Source organism: Enterococcus sp. DIV1328a (genome assembly GCF_050536905.1).
Lineage (GTDB): Bacteria > Bacillota > Bacilli > Lactobacillales > Enterococcaceae > Enterococcus > Enterococcus faecalis.
This window is the reverse complement of the sequence record NZ_CP172912.1, coordinates 2,651,996-2,670,639: the sequence shown is the minus strand read 5'-3', so window position 1 is coordinate 2,670,639 and position 18,644 is coordinate 2,651,996. Positions and strand designations below refer to the sequence as shown.

At 39.8% G+C, this 18,644-nt stretch carries 20 protein-coding genes; 10 read left to right on the top strand and 10 right to left on the bottom strand.

The features are described from left to right. Window positions 1–463: 463 nt before the first annotated feature. Window positions 464–1,024 (top strand): hypothetical protein, encoded by a 561-nt coding sequence (locus IGL93_RS12855; RefSeq protein ID WP_002370144.1) that lies wholly within the window; start codon window positions 464–466, stop codon window positions 1,022–1,024. Between the two features lie 146 nt (window positions 1,025–1,170). On the opposite strand, the gene IGL93_RS12850 is transcribed toward IGL93_RS12855, so the two are convergent. The 5 genes from IGL93_RS12850 to IGL93_RS12830 form a co-directional block, all read right to left on the bottom strand. Beyond that, a complete protein-coding gene (locus IGL93_RS12850) occupies window positions 1,171–3,690 on the bottom strand; it encodes a sigma 54-interacting transcriptional regulator (RefSeq protein WP_010776200.1) in 2,520 nt (839 codons plus the stop codon). Between the two features lie 147 nt (window positions 3,691–3,837). Then, complete coding sequence (locus IGL93_RS12845) at window positions 3,838–4,665, bottom strand: PTS system mannose/fructose/sorbose family transporter subunit IID (RefSeq protein ID WP_002360964.1); 828 nt, start codon at window positions 4,663–4,665, stop codon at window positions 3,838–3,840. After that, window positions 4,662–5,477 carry a PTS mannose/fructose/sorbose/N-acetylgalactosamine transporter subunit IIC gene (locus tag IGL93_RS12840; protein ID WP_002365419.1) on the bottom strand — a complete coding sequence of 272 codons (816 nt, stop codon included), beginning with the start codon at window positions 5,475–5,477 and terminating at the stop codon, window positions 4,662–4,664. The genes IGL93_RS12845 and IGL93_RS12840 overlap by 4 nt, the downstream gene beginning before the upstream one ends. 16 nt (window positions 5,478–5,493) lie before the next feature. After that, a complete protein-coding gene (locus tag IGL93_RS12835) occupies window positions 5,494–5,985 on the bottom strand; it encodes a PTS system mannose/fructose/N-acetylgalactosamine-transporter subunit IIB (protein ID WP_002354800.1) in 492 nt (163 codons plus the stop codon). Between the two features lie 12 nt (window positions 5,986–5,997). Then, window positions 5,998–6,417, bottom strand: coding sequence for a PTS sugar transporter subunit IIA (locus IGL93_RS12830; protein WP_002354802.1), 420 nt, complete (start codon window positions 6,415–6,417; stop codon window positions 5,998–6,000). A 257-nt stretch (window positions 6,418–6,674) separates the two neighbouring features. Between IGL93_RS12830 and IGL93_RS12825 the strand changes: the two genes are divergently transcribed. The 3 genes from IGL93_RS12825 (at window position 6,675) to IGL93_RS12815 (ending at window position 9,535) form a co-directional block, all read left to right on the top strand. After that, window positions 6,675–7,610 carry an ABC transporter ATP-binding protein gene (locus tag IGL93_RS12825; protein ID WP_010776199.1) on the top strand — a complete coding sequence of 312 codons (936 nt, stop codon included), beginning with the start codon at window positions 6,675–6,677 and terminating at the stop codon, window positions 7,608–7,610. After that, window positions 7,603–8,373 carry an ABC transporter permease gene (locus tag IGL93_RS12820; protein ID WP_002354811.1) on the top strand — a complete coding sequence of 257 codons (771 nt, stop codon included), beginning with the start codon at window positions 7,603–7,605 and terminating at the stop codon, window positions 8,371–8,373. Before IGL93_RS12825 ends, IGL93_RS12820 begins: the two co-directional genes overlap by 8 nt. Before the next feature lie 187 nt (window positions 8,374–8,560). Then, entirely contained in the window at window positions 8,561–9,535 is a 975-nt protein-coding gene (locus tag IGL93_RS12815; protein ID WP_010713692.1) for a tRNA dihydrouridine synthase, read from the top strand. Window positions 9,536–9,592: 57 nt separating this feature from the next. On the opposite strand, the gene IGL93_RS12810 is transcribed toward IGL93_RS12815, so the two are convergent. The 5 genes from IGL93_RS12810 to rpsN form a co-directional block, all read right to left on the bottom strand. Next, window positions 9,593–11,128, bottom strand: a complete 1,536-nt coding sequence (locus tag IGL93_RS12810) for a zinc ABC transporter substrate-binding protein AdcA (RefSeq protein WP_010776197.1) — start codon at window positions 11,126–11,128, stop codon at window positions 9,593–9,595. A gap of 20 nt (window positions 11,129–11,148) precedes the next feature. After that, entirely contained in the window at window positions 11,149–11,271 is a 123-nt protein-coding gene (locus tag IGL93_RS12805; RefSeq protein WP_002383181.1) for a putative metal homeostasis protein, read from the bottom strand. Between the two features lie 33 nt (window positions 11,272–11,304). Then, window positions 11,305–12,279, bottom strand: coding sequence for a CobW family GTP-binding protein (locus tag IGL93_RS12800; RefSeq protein ID WP_010776196.1), 975 nt, complete (start codon window positions 12,277–12,279; stop codon window positions 11,305–11,307). Between the two features lie 15 nt (window positions 12,280–12,294). Continuing rightward, a complete protein-coding gene (gene rpmG, locus IGL93_RS12795) occupies window positions 12,295–12,444 on the bottom strand; it encodes a 50S ribosomal protein L33 (RefSeq protein ID WP_002354818.1) in 150 nt (49 codons plus the stop codon). 110 nt (window positions 12,445–12,554) lie between these two features. Continuing rightward, a complete protein-coding gene (gene rpsN / locus IGL93_RS12790) occupies window positions 12,555–12,824 on the bottom strand; it encodes a 30S ribosomal protein S14 (protein ID WP_002354822.1) in 270 nt (89 codons plus the stop codon). Between the two features lie 200 nt (window positions 12,825–13,024). On the opposite strand from rpsN, the gene IGL93_RS12785 reads away from it, so the two are divergent. The 6 genes from IGL93_RS12785 (at window position 13,025) to IGL93_RS12760 (ending at window position 18,576) form a co-directional block, all read left to right on the top strand. Beyond that, complete coding sequence (locus tag IGL93_RS12785) at window positions 13,025–13,423, top strand: OsmC family protein (protein ID WP_002394733.1); 399 nt, start codon at window positions 13,025–13,027, stop codon at window positions 13,421–13,423. 361 nt (window positions 13,424–13,784) lie between these two features. Next, on the top strand, window positions 13,785–14,507 hold the full coding sequence (locus IGL93_RS12780; RefSeq protein ID WP_002354824.1) for a methionine ABC transporter ATP-binding protein: 723 nt from the start codon (window positions 13,785–13,787) through the stop codon (window positions 14,505–14,507). Next, window positions 14,504–15,175, top strand: coding sequence for a methionine ABC transporter permease (locus tag IGL93_RS12775; protein WP_002368484.1), 672 nt, complete (start codon window positions 14,504–14,506; stop codon window positions 15,173–15,175). The genes IGL93_RS12780 and IGL93_RS12775 overlap by 4 nt, the downstream gene beginning before the upstream one ends. Before the next feature lie 12 nt (window positions 15,176–15,187). Beyond that, a complete protein-coding gene (locus IGL93_RS12770) occupies window positions 15,188–16,006 on the top strand; it encodes a MetQ/NlpA family ABC transporter substrate-binding protein (RefSeq protein WP_010776195.1) in 819 nt (272 codons plus the stop codon). A gap of 91 nt (window positions 16,007–16,097) precedes the next feature. After that, a complete protein-coding gene (locus tag IGL93_RS12765; protein WP_010706971.1) occupies window positions 16,098–17,867 on the top strand; it encodes a sensor histidine kinase in 1,770 nt (589 codons plus the stop codon). Next, window positions 17,848–18,576, top strand: coding sequence for a LytR/AlgR family response regulator transcription factor (locus tag IGL93_RS12760; protein WP_002385157.1), 729 nt, complete (start codon window positions 17,848–17,850; stop codon window positions 18,574–18,576). Before IGL93_RS12765 ends, IGL93_RS12760 begins: the two co-directional genes overlap by 20 nt. Window positions 18,577–18,644 lie beyond the last annotated feature (68 nt).

The following is an 18,644-nucleotide window of genomic DNA, read 5'->3' as shown; positions in this document are numbered from 1 at the left end:
AAATACGAAAAAATTGAATGTGGAAGTTTAATAATGCTTCTCTAAGATATTTAGCTTTATCTGTTTTTAAAATTTTGATAGATTAAATAAAATTGATAGAAGAGTATATAGTAGGAGATACAGAAATTACAAATGCTTTACAAAATAGACTATTAGATAAATGTTACTTGAAAAAGTAGAAGTGGAGATTACTTATTTGAGGTAAATGTGTAGTATGAGAATAATTCACGTAGTTGTTGAAATATTACTTTTGGTTCATATTTATAAAAAAGGTTTGTCTTTATACGGTGTATCTCTCAAATATGAAGATTTTCTTGGGAATCAATTACAATGTTTCAAGACACTTTCTCGCAATGAGAAAGTGTCTTTTTTATCAATCTCTCTAACCCAACCCTCTCCAAAAAATGGTATCATTAAGTAATGAAACATAGCCATAAAAAATAACGAATATCGGAGGCAGAAAATGAGTAGTGTGGTTTGTCAAAGTTGTGGGGCGAATGCGTTTAGATGGTACGATACCGCTGATCAAGTGGTGGAATGTAAGTATTGTCATTCCAAGCAAGCTTTTATAAAAGGTATGGGCGTCGAGTCAGCCATAAAAGTTGTTGGTGGAAAAGAAGAAGCGGAGACGGATTCTGAATACCAAGAACGGATTATTCATCAATTTGGCTTGAAAGATCAAGTGATTGAAGTGAAGAATTATTCATTAATCGATATTCCGTTAACATTTATTGTTTGGTTGTATTTGGATATTTTATTAGGAGCATTGTTTATCTGTGGTGGTTTTCTTTCTAAAAACTATCGAGCTTGGTACGCCAATTTACTTCGTTGGCACTTTTGTGGTTGGCGTTATACAAAGTCAGCGACTGAAAAAGAGAAGGCAAGTCAACGGATTAGAGGCAGTCTGTTGATTAAATGGCTACTTCAAGAGGACCCCGACAAAACGAAAAAATTAATAATGGTTGGCGTGTCCATCCTGTTCACTGTCCTGTTCGTTTACACTACAGGAAATGGCGCTGCCTAAACGAAATATTTATTGAAACACTTTCTGTTGATAGAAAGTGTTTTAACACAAAATAAAAAAAGTGGGCCATAAGTCGAAATGACTTATGGCCCACTAGCTATATTTTAAGATAATCATCTGAACAAAAGAGACTCTCCCTATAACCCTCACCGAGAAGACAAAATTTCATAAATCACATAGAGTTCCCAGTTGGAAATTTCTATTCGATAAAACTGTTCTAGGGTATAGAAAATGTTTTTAGCATTTTGGAAAAATGGTTTTTGGTTAATGGTTAGTTCCTCGAGGTTAGCAGGGACTTCATAGTCTTCAACGCCGAGCATTGTCCGCTCTACCATGAGCGCGTTGTGCATCATTAAGTTAAATTTCATTTTGCCGCTGAGTGTGAGGTCGAAACGTTTTTCAATGTTTTTTGTAACGTTTTCGACTTGTTTAATAATGACGTCAGGATTTAGAAATTCTAGTTTTTCTGACAAGCCTTCTTTCGAGAAGAAGTGAACAAATTCGTTAATCATGCTATCGATGTTATTGGGATGCATCAAGTTTTGGAAAGGTTCCATCAACTGGGTTCCTGCATCTTCGTCTAACATGTCTAAGAGATTCACGCTAGCGACATTCGTGTGGTTGTCTAAGTAAGACGTCGTCAAAATGAGCGAGGTTTCTTTTAAATAATTTTCTTCGGCGTTGGCAATGTCTAACGTGTTTACCAAATCTTTGTATTTTAGGGTAATGACTTTAATGTCAGTATACAGGTATTTTTGACAGATTTGTTTGATTTGCTTGGCAATATCCAGACCTGAAATACTAGAGACAATGATATTTTTTTCTACTGAAAAGCCTTCAAAGTACTGTACATCGGTTTTAAATTTTTTTTCAGCGGTTTTAGCAATACCATAGAAAAGTTGTTCGTTCATTAATTGATGACCAATTTCCAACGCATAGGCAGTGGTCAGGTTGTTGATCACCAAAAGTTCTCCAAGAATTTGCGGTTTCAAACTTTTATAAAGTTGTGTCAGGGAACCCATATCGACGAGCATAATGACGCCTTGTGATGTGTCCCGCTGAGAAAGCCACTCTTTAACTTCGGCGACGATATCTCTGACCGAAGAGGTTAAGGGCATGTTAATCGCATCAAAAATATAGGTACCACATAATTTGTTGGCAACGGCTTGAATACTTGTGGCAGTCGATTCACCATGCGCCACGAGGAGCGCTTGGTAAGGAATCGTTTCAGAAATTTCTCCGCTAAGTAATACAGATAAGAGTACCTCTGTCAAGAAACGGTATTCTTCTGGCAGCGGACTGACTAAGTTTTTCACGAGGGAAACCGTTCGCGGATAGTGTTCTTTTAACTGTGCTTGGACTGGAAGGAGCATTGTTTCGTTAAATGTTGGCGGTAAAATTTTCAGCAATTTGGCAACATCTTTCATCGGTTTTTCAGTTTGTTCAGGTTGGTTAATAATTAGTTTGTTTTTGGTTTGGACTTCCGTGACTAGGTTTTGTAAAAAGTAATCATTTTCTAAGGTTATTTCATCGTCTAAACAATATTTAATGAATTGTGTCAGTTCAGTTTTTAAGTGGGCCAGTGTTTTTTCTTTTGTAAATAAGGCTTCAAATGTTGCGAAAATATCGGAAGAAAGTGTGTCTTCTTCTAACACTTCTTTGTCTAAAGGAATCGCAATCATTGGTTGAGTCGCATCGCCAATGACGACGGGTTGATTGGGCAAAGTTTTTCGTAATTGCGACGCGCAAAGGAGCTGCACTTTGTTGGATAAACTTCCCACGTTGCCAGGTTCGTCATTTTCTAATAATGCCGTAAAGATTTCTTCGTCCACGTTGATGTCTTTGGTCATTCGTTTCGCTTCTCGGTGGAATAAGTTTTTTAAAATCGCAATCCGTTCTCGAATGGGGCGCTCTTTGAAGTTCGGAAGTGAGACGATTACGGAAATTCGGCGATAAAAGGTTGGTAATAAGACTTTTTTCGGGTTTTCGGTGGTCGCAAATAGTAGCCGGACCTTGGAATGCACCATTTTTCCTTCTTCACCAATGGGGCGGAAGGTTCCTGTATCCATAAACTGAAAGAGTTTTTCTTGGTTTTCGTTGGATAATCGATGTACTTCATCTAAAAAGAGTACGGAATTATTGGCTTGGGCCAAGAGTCCTTGCTTTTCTGATTCAGCCCCAGTGAATGCGCCTTTGGTATGGCCGAAGAGAATGGATGACAGTAATTCGGGATTGTTGGCATAATCGGCACAGTTAAAGGTGTAGAATTTTTCCAGGCCAATGATTTGTTCATTTTTCAGATACTCATAAATCAGTTTTGCCAAAAAGCTTTTGCCGACACCACTGGCTCCATGGATTAATAAAGGCATACCCAATGGGGGATACAACATAGCGGCTTTGCATTGTTCGATGGCTTTTTTGGCGCTGCCTTGGCTACCGATGTATTGTCGAAACACATCGGTCGTAGGGGTTGTTGCACGGGTTAATTGCCAATAAACGGGTTTTTTTCCCGTTTGTTGGACTTCACCTTTTTCCAATAATTTATTTAAGTATAAGCTGGTTACCGAGCGGCTTAATTGAATTTTTGTGGCAATTTCTTGTGTGCTCATCGGGGTGTTGCTGGTTTCTAAAATATCAACTAAGTGTTGGTAGGTCTCCAAGCGCATGATTCATCGTCCTTCCAAAAGAGAGGTCGGGACAGGGGGTGCTTCTGTTCCCGCCGTTTATCAGCTTTTAAGCCTGAGATAAAAATCACTTTGGATTTTTGTCTCAGGCTCTAAGTGTTTAATAATTAAATGTTTATTGTTTCAATTTTAACAGATGCCTAGTAATCCTAGCAAGATGCCTAAGAACATGATGCCAAACATCACCACGTTAACATTGACTTTTTTGCGTAATAGCCAGAAAGCAAGTAACGTCACGGCTAATGGTACGATACCGACGAATAGTTGATCCAAATAGTCTTGGATTTTAACTACGTCTTCGCTTCCTTTAACGGAAACTTCAAGAATCGTTTTGAATTTTACATTTGAAGCAGTCATACTGCCCATCATCATTAAGCCTAGCATACTCGATACTTTTGTGAGTATCTTCATTCCGCCTGATTCGTACATTTTTTGGATAAAACTTTCACCGATTGAGTAGCCGCTATACAACGCATAATAGTGAATTAAGAACGCAGGGACGTTGTATAAAAGTAAGAAGACAATCGCCCCTAATGGCGAACCAGTGCTGGCTAATGAAATCCCAATACCGGCAGCAATGACACGCAAGATGCCCCAGAAGAAGGAATCACCGATGCCTGAAAGTGGCCCCATTAGTGAGGCTTTAACCGCTGTAATAGAGCTAGCATCAAAGTTTTCGTCTTCACTGTTTTGTTTTTCCATCGAAGCAACGAGCCCCATGATGAAGTTATTGATATGCATGGTTGCATTGAACCAAGTGGTGTGACGCACCAATGCCTCGGCCCGTTCTTCCTTGGTTTTATAAAAACGATTGATAACTGGGAGTAAAGTGTACATGACACCCACTGCGTGGTATTGTGTAGCTCCTGTCCGGCTAGCGTTCATCGTCCAAGAACGCCAGAAAACAGAGCGCATCATTTTTTTCTCTTCTTTAGATAAATTCTCTTTTAACTTCATGCGAAAAAGTCCTCCTCTTCGATTTCTTTCGCGCTGCCTTCAACCGCAGAAGACGCCGCAGGTTTTCTTTTTAGAATGTCGCGAAATTCTACATCCCGTTGGGCACTCACGACACAAATTACTGTCCCGATGACCGCCACCGCAACGGCTGGTAATTGTAGGTACGCGGTTAAAACAAAGCCTAAAATGTAAAAGACGGCCAATTTATTATCCCATAATAGTTTCATTAACATAGCAAACCCAACGGCAGGTAAAAGTCCGCCAGCTGCGCTTAAGCCGTTCATCAAATTTTGTGGAATGCTTTCAACAAACAGATTTACTGGCCCGCTTCCTGCTAAAATTCCGATAAATGAAATCGAAGCGATGATTAAATAATAAATGATCCACGTTCCGTAATGCAGTGTTACAACCATTTTTTGGTTGCCTTCACGTGCTGCTTTGTCAAGAGAAGGAGCAAAGATATTCATAAAGACATTTTTTAAAAACATCACCACGAAAGCGGCTAACATCCCAATTGGTACGGCTAACGTCATGGCGGCTTTTTGTTCGACATTTGAAATAATTGCAAACGTTGTGGCTAAAGTAGTCGCAGTTACAGGTTCCGCGGCGATAACACCACCGATATTAACATTTCCTAAGAAAATTGCTTCCAAAGAGGCCCCCATTAAGACCCCTGTTTTCATGTCGCCCATTAAAATTCCTGTGACTAATCCAACGACTAAGGGACGTTCCATCATACTTTGACCAGTTAAATAGTTCCCAGCAAAACAGATAAATACAGCTAAGGCTGCCATTGTTGCATGCATAAGCATTGTTCATTTCCTCCTTTTAATTGACGGCTTGTTTTAGACTTAATTTTGAGTTGGTTGGCAGGACTTGGTTATAGCTTTCCACGTGAGTCAAACTGGCTAATTCTTTGGCAGCTTCTAACTCTTCAGGGTTTAATTGGACACTTGGGAAAACCATTGTTTTGGTGGCTGGATCTGATTTATCAAAGCGGCCAGCGTTGGCAACATTCACACTTTCAATATCTGTCACGTTTTTCGCAATTTTAGTAGCATCCGCTACACTGTTCACAATTACAAAAATTCGTTTGTCTTTACCACGAGGATCATTAAAGACATCAATCGCATCATCAACTGAGCGAATTAATAGTTTCATGCCATTAGGGACAGCCATTTTTAACGTCATTTGCATTACTTCGTTTTTGGCTGCTTCATCATTCGCTACAACTAATAAGGGGGCATTCAATTCTTTGGTCCAAACTACGGCTACTTGGCCGTGAATTAATCTGTCGTCTACTCGTACTTGTGTAATCATTTTAATTTCCTCCTAAAAAAAGTTTTCTTCTTCATTTGATGGGTTTAATTCAACGAATTGAATTTGTGCTTCAGCAATTGCTGCTTGAATATCTTCTTTGGTTAGCTTTTCGCCTTCTTTTAAGAAAATCAGCGATAAGGCAATGGCTAAGTTGGCATTGGAAATGATAAAAACATTGTCTGGTTTTGTCGTCATGACTTCTTGAACAATTTTTTGATTGACACTACCACCATATAAATCTGTTAAAATAATAGCTTGTTCTTCTGCGCCAAGGGACTGAAGAAACGTTTGAATAATTGGCGTGTAGTCCTCAGGAGTTACATAGGCATTGATGACCGCCAGCTCTTTTCCTTTGTCTGCGAGAATATCCAAGGAACTTTGGAAGCCTTTCGCTAAGTTTCCATGACTAGCAATTAAAAATTTTCTTTTCATTCTTTTCACCTCACTTTTATATAAAGCAAGTTCTGTGCCAAAAAAAGAGAACTCTAAATCCTTGATTTGAAAGGGTTTTAACGCTCTCGAAACTGTTTAAACAGTTTCAAATCAAAATAAACACGTTAATCGTTGGCTAGTTTGTTGTTGAAAAATAGCTAAGCAAAACTGTGAAATTTAATCAAAATAACCCCCGTTTTTATCGAGAAGTGTTACAATAATATTCATGAATATTTATACATTAAGGAGAGTTACGAATGACTGATGCTCTTGTGATACAAGATTTACGCAAAGTGTACGCTTCAGGTGTTGAAGCGTTGCGGGGGATTGATTTAACAGTCGAAGAAGGCGATTTTTATGCTCTTTTGGGACCGAATGGCGCAGGAAAATCAACGACGATTGGGATTGTGACCTCGTTAGTTAATAAGACTTCGGGGAAAGTCAAAATTTTTGGGTATGATTTAGATACGGAAATGGTGCGGGCGAAGCAACAGATTGGGTTAGTGCCGCAGGAGTTTAACTTCAATCCGTTTGAAACGGTCCAGCAGATTGTGGTCAATCAAGCGGGCTATTATGGGGTGTCTCGTAAAGAAGCCATGAAACGGAGTGAAAAGTATTTAAAACAATCCAATTTATGGGAAAAACGGAACGAGCGGGCTCGGATGCTTTCTGGCGGAATGAAACGTCGCTTGATGATTGCTCGCGCGCTGATGCATGAGCCGAAGTTATTGATTTTAGATGAACCAACTGCAGGTGTCGATATTGAATTGCGCCGTGAAATGTGGGCCTTTTTACAAGAGTTAAATGCGCAGGGAACCACGATTATTTTGACGACCCATTACTTAGAAGAAGCTGAGATGTTGTGTCGTAACATTGGGATTATTCAGTCTGGTGAATTGATTGAAAACACCAGCATGAAGCAATTGTTAGCAAAATTACAATTTGAAACGTTTATTTTTGATTTAGCACCTTATACGCAGGCGCCAGTTATTGAAGGCTATCAAAGCGTATTTGAGGACGAGTTAACGTTAGCGGTGGAAGTGGAACGAAACCAAGGTGTCAATCACTTGTTTGAACAGCTAAGTCAACAAGGAATCAAAGTATTGTCAATGCGGAATAAGTCCAACCGTTTGGAAGAGCTCTTCTTGAAGATTACTGAGGATACGTACCAAAGGGAGGATCAACATGTTTAGTCTGTATTTTACTGCTTTAAAAAGTTTAGCTGTGAAGGAAACCAACCGTTATTTACGGATTTGGGTCCAAACACTGGTACCGCCAGTGATTACGACGTCCTTATATTTTGTGATTTTTGGGAAAATGATTGGCGGGCGAATTGGCGACATGGGCGGTTTTTCTTATATGGAATTTATCGTGCCAGGTTTAATTATGATGTCAGCCATTACAAGCTCGTACGCCAATGTTTCATCTTCCTTTTTCTCACAAAAATTCCAGAAAAATATCGAAGAAATTCTCGTGGCGCCAGTTCCAACTCATGTGATTATTTGGGGATTTGTGATTGGTGGCGTTGGTCGTAGTATTTTGGTCGGTGCGTTAGTCACCATCATTTCTCTATTTTTTGTCCCATTGCACGTTGTTTCTTGGCTGATGGTCATCATGACTTTATTGATGACAGCGATTCTTTTTTCTTTAGCTGGTTTGTTAAATGGTATTTTTGCGCAATCCTATGATGATGTATCGATTGTGCCGACCTTTGTGTTACAGCCTTTAACCTATTTGGGTGGGGTTTTCTATGCCATTTCCATGTTGCCGCCATTTTGGCAAGCTGTCTCAAAAGTTAATCCGATTGTTTACATGATTTCTGGGTTCCGCTACGGTTTCCTAGGGGTTCAAGATGTGCCAATTGGTATTTCTATGACCATTTTAATCTTATTTATTGTCGTTTTATATGGCATTTGTTGGTACCTTGTAGAAACAGGGCGTGGCTTACGTAGTTAAGCCGTAAAAAGATTAAACTGTCTGAATCACTCATTCTAGCGAGCAGATTCAGACAGTTTTCTTGTTTCTAAGTATGCCTTTTTTGATTCTTCGTGCATTTCCCTGTATAATAGCAATGTTTCGCACCAGAATATGTCGACAATTGTCGTTGAAAATAAAGAAAAAATCAGAAACGGAGTATATGAAGATGAGCAAGAATTTTTGGGCAACATTGCCAAAGCCCTTTTTTGTTTTAGCACCAATGGAAGATGTCACTGATGTGGTCTTTCGTCATGTCGTGAAAGAAGCTGGAGCACCAGATGTGTTTTTTACAGAGTTTACTAATTCAGATAGTTATTGTCATCCTGAAGGGAAAGACAGTGTGCGCGGGCGCCTCGTTTTTACAGAAGATGAACAGCCGATGGTGGCACATATTTGGGGAGATAAACCGGAATTTTTCCGTGAAATGAGTATCGGCATAGCGGAGATGGGCTTTCAAGGATTAGATATAAATATGGGCTGTCCTGTGCCTAACGTGGCTGAGCGTGGAAAAGGCAGCGGGCTAATTTTGCGCCCAGAAGTTGCGGCTGAATTGATTGACGCCGCCAAAGCAGGTGGCTTACCTGTTAGTGTCAAAACACGCATTGGGTTTACTGAAATGGCGGAAATGGAGGCGTGGATCACGCATTTATTAGAGCAAGACATTGCGAATCTATCCATTCATTTGCGAACACGAAAAGAGATGAGCAAAGTGGATGCCCATTGGGAGGTCATTCCGCAAATTATGGCTATTCGGGACCGTGTCGCACCGCAAACGACAATTACGATTAATGGGGACATTCCAGATCGTCAAAAGGGCCTAGAATTAGCAGAACAATATGGTGTAGATGGCATCATGATTGGTCGGGGGATTTTTAAAAATCCTTATGCCTTTGAAAAAGAACCCAAAACACATACGCCACAAGAATTACTGGGCTTGCTACGTTTACAATTGGATTTGCAAGACAAATATGCAGAATTGGTGCCTCGCTCCATTGTTGGGCTGCATCGCTTCTTTAAAATTTATGTTAAAGGCTTTCCAGGTGCCAGTGATTTAAGAGCACAATTAATGAATACAAAATCAACGGATGAAGTGCGCCAGTTGTTAGCGACGTTTGAAGCAGAACATGGTGTGCTTGACTAAATAAAAAAAGAGAGGAGGCAGCATTTTAGCTAATGCTACCTCCTCTCTTTTGAATGCTTAATGCGCAATCATTTCTTGGGCAATTTCTTGTTTGCTTAAGTCGTTTGGATAATACGTTGGCCAGTTGTCCATTTCATTGAACAGACTTTCTTGGCTATCGCCGCCGAAGAAGATGTGGAAATGAGCGGCTTTCGTTGGTGCGATGTTGTGGTCGCTAAATTGGACGTATTTAAACCGCCCAGCATTGGCATCGTCTGTTTCAAAAAGGAAACGGACGCCACGGTTGCCTTTTGCATAGTTTAAAATTTTATAACCGGCTGCTTTATAGGTGAATTTTTGTGGTTTGCCATCGACCAGAAACTCGATGGTGGAATCAGTGATGTTGATGTGGTCGACATCGGTTTGATAGCCGGCATCATAGTAGGTTTTGTATTCGGCTGGTGTTTTATCTTTTTTCAGTTTCGCTTTGTAATCGAAGACTTGGTCTAATGTGCCATCTTTTAATAAAGGATAGACGGATTGCCAATTTCCAGCGTAATCTGTCAGTGTTCTCTCAGCCACCTCACTGTCTTTGAAATAGCCGTTAGCCACGGTTTTTTCTGTTTTTTCAGAGGTTTCTGGCTGAACCTCTTTCCCGGCTGTATCTGTTGTTTTTTTCAAAGCAGTTAAGTTTTCTTTCATTACAGAAAGATAATCTTCGCCATTGTCCATTTGTTTTTGTGTCAAACTTTCTAGCGGGTTTAGGACTTCCAATTGAACATTTGCTTCGTCAGCTAACGTTTTAGCAATTTTATCGTTGGCATTTTTTTCAAAATAAATATAGCGAATTTGATTGTCTGTGACATATTTTTTCAACTCTGCCAAGCGCCCTGCAGTGGGCTCTTGTTCAGGTGTTAAACCAGCTATTGGCACTTGTTTTAAGCCGTAATCTAAGGCAAGATAACCAAATGCAGCATGTTGGGTAACAAAACTTTTTTGCTTAGCGTCTTTCAAAGCTGTTTGGAACTCTTTGTCTAAGGCTGTTAATTTTGTTAAGTATTTTTCTGCGTTTGTTTCAAATGTTTTGGCTTTTTTAGGGTAAAGTTTGACTAATTGTTCTTTGATGTTTGTGACTTCTTGGATGGCACGATGGGGCGAAACCCAAGTATGCGGGTCTAATTCATGGTGGTGGCCTTCTTCGCCATGTTCGTGGTCATGGTCGTGTCCGTCTTCGTCACTGCCAGGAAGTAAGACCATGTTTTCGGTACCTTTAATGACGTTCGGGGCTCCTTTTTTCCAGCCTTTAGCAGCTTTTGGTACCCAAGATTCCATATTTTCATTGTGGTAAACGAAAACATCCGCATCATGGATGGTAGCCATATCTTTGGCGGATGGTTCATAATCGTGGGGTTCAGAACCAGCAGGGATTAACAATTTGACGTCTCCTTCATCGCCTACAATATTTTTAGTGAAATCGTACATAGGATAAAAAGTCGTGACAATGGATAGTTTTTCTTTACCGTCAGCGGTTTTATCAGAGGTGTTTGTTTTGCCGCAAGCGCCGAAAAGGATTAGCGCTAAGGCGGCTAACAGGGGAAGAGTAAATTTTTTCATAGGTGTGCTCCTTTAGTGAATTACGCAATTTTCTTTTGTTTATTGCGCTTATGTTCTTTAATGATTTTAAGTGCGCGTTTTCGTGTTTTGATGTTGGGACTTTTCAGTCGACGATAAGCGCTAGATAAGTCAGTTTTTTCCATTATATATAGGACCTCCATTTCGTAAAAAATAATTTACGGAGTAGCTATTTTGTTGAGGGTTTGAAAGGTTTCTTGGATTTTTTTTGTCTCTAATTCTTTGCCAATCAGAACAATTGTTGTTTCTTGAGGGGGTTGATTCGTCATTTGAAAGGCCACTTGCTGGTTGACGCCTTGCATGGCAATGGCCAAGTCATGCTCCTGTAAGGCGAGAATCCCTTTGAAACGGTATAACTTTTCCTGATGTGTATACATTAACCAATCAAGCCAACGAGTGAAAAGAGGTTCGTTGAGGGCTGAGGACGCCGTTAGCGTGAGGGAGTGAAAGGTATGGTGATGATGCTCATGGGCGTGCTCATGCGGGGAATGAGTCATTTCGTGTTCTGTAAGTGTTGCCGTAAACTTATTTAATTGAAAAAAGTCACTAGCCAAAAGAGGCTCGTTGGCTTGAAAGGATAAAATATCAGCAAAAGGATTAATGGTACGAAGGGTTTCTTGGAACGTTGGTAGCTGAGTGCTGTCTGCTGGTTCCTTGACAGAAAAAAAGAGGCGATCTGCTAAGGCCAGTTGTTTGATGGCTTCGGTTTCTTGAAGTTGCTGTTGCCAATGATGCCCATCAACGACCGTTAAGAGACTGTCTATATAGAAATGATTTTTGATGTGCGGGGTCGTTAAAATTGTTTGAATGATTGGTTGCGGATCAGCAATGCCCGTTGTTTCTAAAATGACTTGGGCAATGGGTTGTTGTTCTTCTTGGTACACTTCTAAGATTGCTGATAAAGAGGCAAGAAGATCTCCTCGTAAGCTGCAACACATGCAACCGTTATTTAATTGAATAATTCGTTCCGTGGTTTGTAAAAGTAATGCGTGGTCAACGCCTGTTTGACCAAATTCATTTTCAATAATAATAATTTCTTCTTTAGGAAACGGTGACTGCGCAAGCGCATGGTTAATTAAGGTTGTTTTTCCTGCGCCTAAAAAGCCAGAAACAATGGTGATTGGAATGCCCATCAAGTTTTCCTCCTGTTATTTGACTTCAGTGAAAAGTGCGCGGCGCCGTAATTTTGGTGAATATTTTTTCAGCTGTAATTTTTCTGGTGTATTTCGTTTGTTTTTACTTGTTAAGTAAAGGCGCTCGCCAGTTTCAGCGCAAGCTAACGTAATGGTTTGGCGCATAGTACCGTCCTCCAATTTGATTTTTTTAATTGCGTATAAAAGATAAAGGGGGCTGCGAGGTCAGCCCAAATGCGACCGTCCTCGCTAGTTGTCTTTATCGAAATAATGAGTTACCAGCTTGCTTTTTTGACGCCAGGAATCAAGCCTTGGTGAGCCAATTCACGGAAACGAATCCGAGACATGCCAAATTTACGCATGTAGCCACGTGGGCGCCCATCTGTTTGATCGCGGAGTTTTAAGCGACTTGGATGAGCATCTTTTGGCAATTTGCTAAGACCTTCATAATCGCCAGCTTCTTTTAAGGCTTGGCGAATAGGCGCATATTTTGCAATCATTGCTTGTTGTTTTTTTGCTTTAGCAATTTTTGATTTTTTAGCCATAAGGCACTTCCTTTCTTTTTGGATTTATAAAATATAAATCGTAACGGTTACGATTTGAACGGAAGTATATTATCAGGTGTTGCGTTGTTTGTCAAGTTAGAATTTCGTTTTTTTTAGGACTTGCTAAGTTGAGAAGTTAGAAATGTTTGTTTTAGCGCTGTTTTGTAGTATCTTTTAAGAAAGAGTAAAAAGGAGTGAAGATGGCAATGGTAGAACGTTTGACGATTATTCGTGGTGTGGAAAAATTTGAATTACAAACGAAAACAGCGCGCTGGGTGTTAGCAAAAGAAGAGGGATATTCGCCAGTTCAAATGCTCGTTTCGGCAATTGGCGCTTGTGGGGGGTACGTGTATCAATCCGTTTTGGAAAATTCGCACATTCCCTTTGAGTTTGAAAAAATAGAAGTCACGTATTCAAGAGAAGTAGAGAGACGCGCACAACCATTAAAACAGGTGACGATTCTCTTTTATGTGTCTGTTCCAGAAGCCTTTCAAGCACGGGCGACACGGTGTTTGAAGCTTGTCTCCCCAAACTGTCCAGTGATTCAATCATTAGCTGAAAGAATTACTGTCGAAGAAACAGTTGTATTTAAAAAGTAAACCATTAGAGACATTATCGTTACGAGCGCTTTTCCCTTTTTGGATGCCTCGTTTCTGAGAATGTCTTTTTTTAGAGGAGCGTAGGGAAATAGCTGTAGAAACAGGAAATTTTTAATTCATTTGTACAAAATAATACAGACAAAAAACAGATAGTGTTTTTTTCACAAATAAAAAGGTTGCTTTTTTTTCTGTTTTAGTAGATGATGTAAGTAGTTACATCTCTGGTATAACGCTGTTTTGCGAAACGTGTGTTATTTTTTAATTCGTAATAGTTTTTTTAAATCGTTTCACAGAATTACTTTAATTGTTATACAGTTTTTTTAGTTGTTATATTTTGTTTGTCGGCCTTTAGGAGGTAATCATGATTGAGTTAGTGAATGTGTCGAAAGTCTATCAAGAGACACACGCGTTAAAAAATATTCACTTTTCTGTCCAACCAGGAGAAATCGTTGGGATTGTTGGGAAAAGTGGCTCTGGCAAGTCCACGTTGTTACGTTTGTTGAATTTAATGGAACAACCGAGTGAAGGGGAGATTCGTATTGATGGTAGAAATGTTCAAACCTTCTCTAAAAAAGAAGTTCGCCAGCAGCAACAACAAATGGGGATGGTGTTTCAGCATTACAATTTGTTAGAAAATTTGAAAATTTATGATAATGTTGCGTTGCCTTTGAAACTTTTAAAAGAGAAACAGCCTGAAAAAATTGAGCGTTTATTAACGTTTGTTGATATGGCCCATAAGGCAGAAGCGTATCCTGCTCAGCTTTCTGGTGGGGAAAAACAGCGTGTCTCTATTGCTCGAGCGTTGAGCCGTAATCCAAAATGGTTATTATGTGACGAGGCAACGAGTTCATTAGATGAAGAAAATACAGAAAGTGTCGTTCGACTATTACATAAGACGCATCAGGAATTCCGACCGACTATTTTCTTTGTTAGTCACGAATTAGAAACCGTGAAGCGCTTATGTAATCGTATCTTAGTGATGGAAAAAGGTCAGTTAATTGGCGAATTTCTGAATAATCCTCAGCAATATGAGGAAGAACCGCTTTCCTATTTAGAAAAAGTGGAAAGGAGTTTGCGTCCATGACTTTTTCAGAAACCTTTGCCGAATATTGGCCATCTATGCTGGTTGGTTTAAAAGAAACAGGGATTATGATGTCGATTTCGATGGCTATCTGTTTGCTTGTCGGCTTGCCTTTAGGATTAGGACTATTTTTGGCTAATCCGAAAGTCAAAGGGCATCAACCTTGGCTGTATTGGGTTTTAAATTTCATTGTAACTGTTATTCGCTCGTTTCCTTATTTATTATTTGTGATTGCGTTGATTCCAGTCACTCGTTCTGTTTTAGGAAAGGCATTTGGCCCAATTCCTTCATCTGTGCCATTGAGTATTGTTGCGATCGCGATTTTTGCTCGCTTGGTTGAACAAGTGCTGTTGGATGTTCCAGAAGAAATTTATTTTTTAGCTAATTCGTTAGGTACCTCGAAAGTCCAATACATTTGGCACTTTTTATTGGTGGAAGCACGTAGCGGATTGGTTCTTGCTTACACAACCACGACAGTGAGTATGGTTTCATATTCCACGGTGATGGGTGTTGTTGGTGGCGGCGGGATTGGCGATTTTGCAGTTCGTGTCGGGTATCAACGGTATGAATACGGTATTATGTATGTTGCCATTGTGATTATGATTGCACTGGTCTTCATTTTACAAATGCTTGGGAACTTCATTGCCCAAAAACTAGACAAAAGAAAGTAGGAGGACAAAAGAATGAAGAAGTTTTATTTAGCAACATTCGCTGTTATTGCAACAGTCATTTTAGCTGCCTGTGGGGGAAATAAACAAGCAGACCAGAAAGAAGATAAGGAGATTACCGTTGCCGTGCAATTGGAATCTTCAAAAGATATCTTGGAGATTGCCAAGAAAGAAGCTGAGAAAAAAGGGTACAAAATTAACATTATGGAAGTGAGCGACAATGTTGCCTACAACGATGCCGTGCAACATGACGAAGCGGATGCTAATTTTGCGCAACATCAACCTTTCATGGAAATGTTTAACAAAGAGAAAAAAGCTGATTTAGTGGCTGTGCAACCGATTTATTATTTTGCTGGTGGTTTCTATTCAAAAGAATATCAAGATGCGAAAGATTTACCTGAAAATGCCAAAGTGGGGATTCCTAGCGATCCAACCAATGAAGGTCGTGCTTTAGCAATTTTAAATGCAAACGGCGTGATTAAATTAAAAGAAGGTGTCGGCTTTAACGGCACGGTGGAAGATGTCGTGGAAAATCCTAAAAACATCACTTTTGAAAGCATTGATTTACTGAATTTAGCTAAAGCCTATGATGAAAAAGACATCGCTATGGTGTTCTGCTACCCAGCCTACTTAGAACCTGCTGGTTTAACAACGAAAGATGCGATTTTGTTAGAAGATGAAGAAGCAAGTAAACATTACGCATTGCAAGTTGTGACACGTAAAGGCGAAAAAGATAGCGAAAAAATCAAGGTTTTAAAAGAAGCGATGACAACAAAAGAAGTTGCTGAATACATCAAGAAAAATTCTAAAGGCGCTAATATTCCTGCGTTTTAATGAATAGAAAAAATGAAGCCTCTTTTTTGAGAAGCTTCATTTTTTTCTTTTCTTTGATTTATAGTATAGTTAATAGGAAGGAGGTGCCGGTGTGGTCGAATTATTTATTTTAATGATGGAACGGGTGGGCTTAATTATTTTACTGGCCTTTCTTTTAGTGAATGTGCCTTATTTTAAGCGTGTTTTATTAAGTCGTGAAAAAATGTCTTCAAAAGTTCAGTTGATTTTGATTTTTGGTTTATTTGCTATTATTTCTAATTTTACAGGTATCGAAATCGCTAAGAATCAGATTGTTCCCAATAATTTACTAACCTATTTAAGCAGCAATGCTTCCATTGCGAATACGCGTACGTTAGTAATTGGCGTTTCTGGATTAGTGGGTGGTCCGATTGTCGGCAGTACGGTTGGTTTAATTGCTGGCTTTCATCGGGTTATTCAAGGCGGGGGGCATAGTTTCTTTTATGTGCCTGCTTCTTTAATTGTTGGCTTAATTGCTGGTTTTTTAGGGAGCCGCATGGCAAAGCAAACCGTTTTTCCGTCTGCCGGCTTTTCTGCCATTGTCGGAGCGTGTATGGAAATGATTCAGATGATGTTTATTTTCTTTTTCAGCGGTGATCTATCGGATGGAGCCACGTTGGTTCGTTTTATTGCGCTGCCGATGATTTTGTTAAATAGCGTAGGAACGTTCATTTTTATGTCGATTCTAACGACGACATTGAAACAAGAAGAGCAGGCCAAAGCGGTTCAGACGCACGATGTTTTGGAATTAGCAGCGGAAACACTGCCATATTTTCGAGAAGGACTCAATAAAAATTCCAGCAAAAAAGTTGCGGAGATTATTAAGCATTATACAAAAGTCAGTGCGATTAGCATGACAAACAGTCATCAAATTTTAGCTCATGTTGGCGCAGGAAGCGACCATCATATTCCAGAGCTAGAAGTCATTACAGAGCTTTCTCGGGAAGTGTTACGGACGGGCCGAATGACCATCGCACATGCCAAAGAAGAAGTTGGTTGTTCGGACCCTAATTGTCCGTTGCAAGCGGCGATTGTGATTCCATTATTTTCCCATCAGCAAATTGTTGGCACCTTAAAAATGTATTTTACGGATCCAGCGCAGTTAACGCATGTCGAGGAGCAGTTAGCAGAAGGTCTTGGGACAATTTTTTCTTCACAAATTGAATTAGGTGAAGCGGAAGTACAATCAAAATTACTTAAAGAAGCTGAAATTAAATCCTTGCAAGCGCAAGTGAACCCACATTTCTTCTTTAATGCCATCAATACTATTTCCGCATTAATGCGGAAAGACAGTGAAAAAGCGCGGAAACTATTGCTCCAATTAAGTAAATACTTTCGAGGCAACTTACAGGGAGCCGTGCAAACTACGATCCCAGTTTCACAAGAACTAGAACAAGTAAAAGCCTATTTGTCATTAGAACAAGCACGGTTTCCGAATCGTTATCAAGTAACATTTGACGTGGAAGAAGCGGTTGCTTCAGAAAAAGTACCGCCGTATGCGATTCAGGTGTTAGTGGAAAATACCATCAAGCATGCATTTGGCAGCCGGAAGGAGAACAATCAAGTTCGGGTAGTGGTCAAAGCAAAACAACATAAATTACATGTGGATGTGTATGACAATGGGCAAGGGATTCCCGAAGAACGCCGCTTGCTATTAGGAAAGACGACAGTGACTTCGGAAAAAGGCACCGGCACGGCACTGGAAAACTTGTCCCGCAGAATGGCGAACCTTTATGGATCAGAAGGTTGTTTTTTAATTGAAAATTTAGAGACAGGCGGGAGCCATGTTCATTTAGAAATCCCGATGGAACAGGAGGAATTAGATGCACGTATTAATCGTTGATGATGAGCCCTTAGCACGAGAAGAATTGAGCTATCTTGTTTCCCAACATCCGCAAGTGACGAGCGTTGCAGAAGCGGATTCTGTGGCGGAGGCAATGGAAGAGATGATGGATCAAAAGCCAGATTTGTTATTTTTAGATATTCATTTGACCGATGAAAGCGGGTTTGATTTAGCGGAAAAATTAACCCATCTTAAAAAAGCGCCCTACTTGGTCTTTGCAACCGCCTATGATCAATATGCGTTAAAGGCCTTTCAAGTGAATGCAAAAGATTATATTTTGAAACCTTTTGAAGAAGAAAAAATAACACAAGTCATTGAAAAAGCATCGAAAGAAATGGCTCAAGCTGTCCCAGAAAACACTGCCGAAAAAGGACCAAAATCTGAAGCAATACCTATTCAAGGGGAAGACCGCATTTATCTTGTGGCGCCAGAAGATATTTACCTCGTTTCTGTTGAAGAACGGCAACTGAGCATTTTTGTGGATCAACAAATTTATAAGATGACAGGGACCCTCAACAGTATCGAACAAAAATTACCTGCCACGCTCTTTATTAAAACGCACCGAAGTTTCATCTTGAATCGAACAAAAATTCAAGAAATTCAGCCGTGGTTTAATAACACGTTGCAAGTAATTTTAACCAACGGCTCAAAAGTACCTGTTAGCCGTTCATATGTCAAAGAATTTAAAGAAAAACTTGGCTTAAGTTAAAAAATCACCACTTGAAATGTCGAATGCATTTCAAGTGGTGATTTTTGCATTTGGTGAAGAAATTCTGG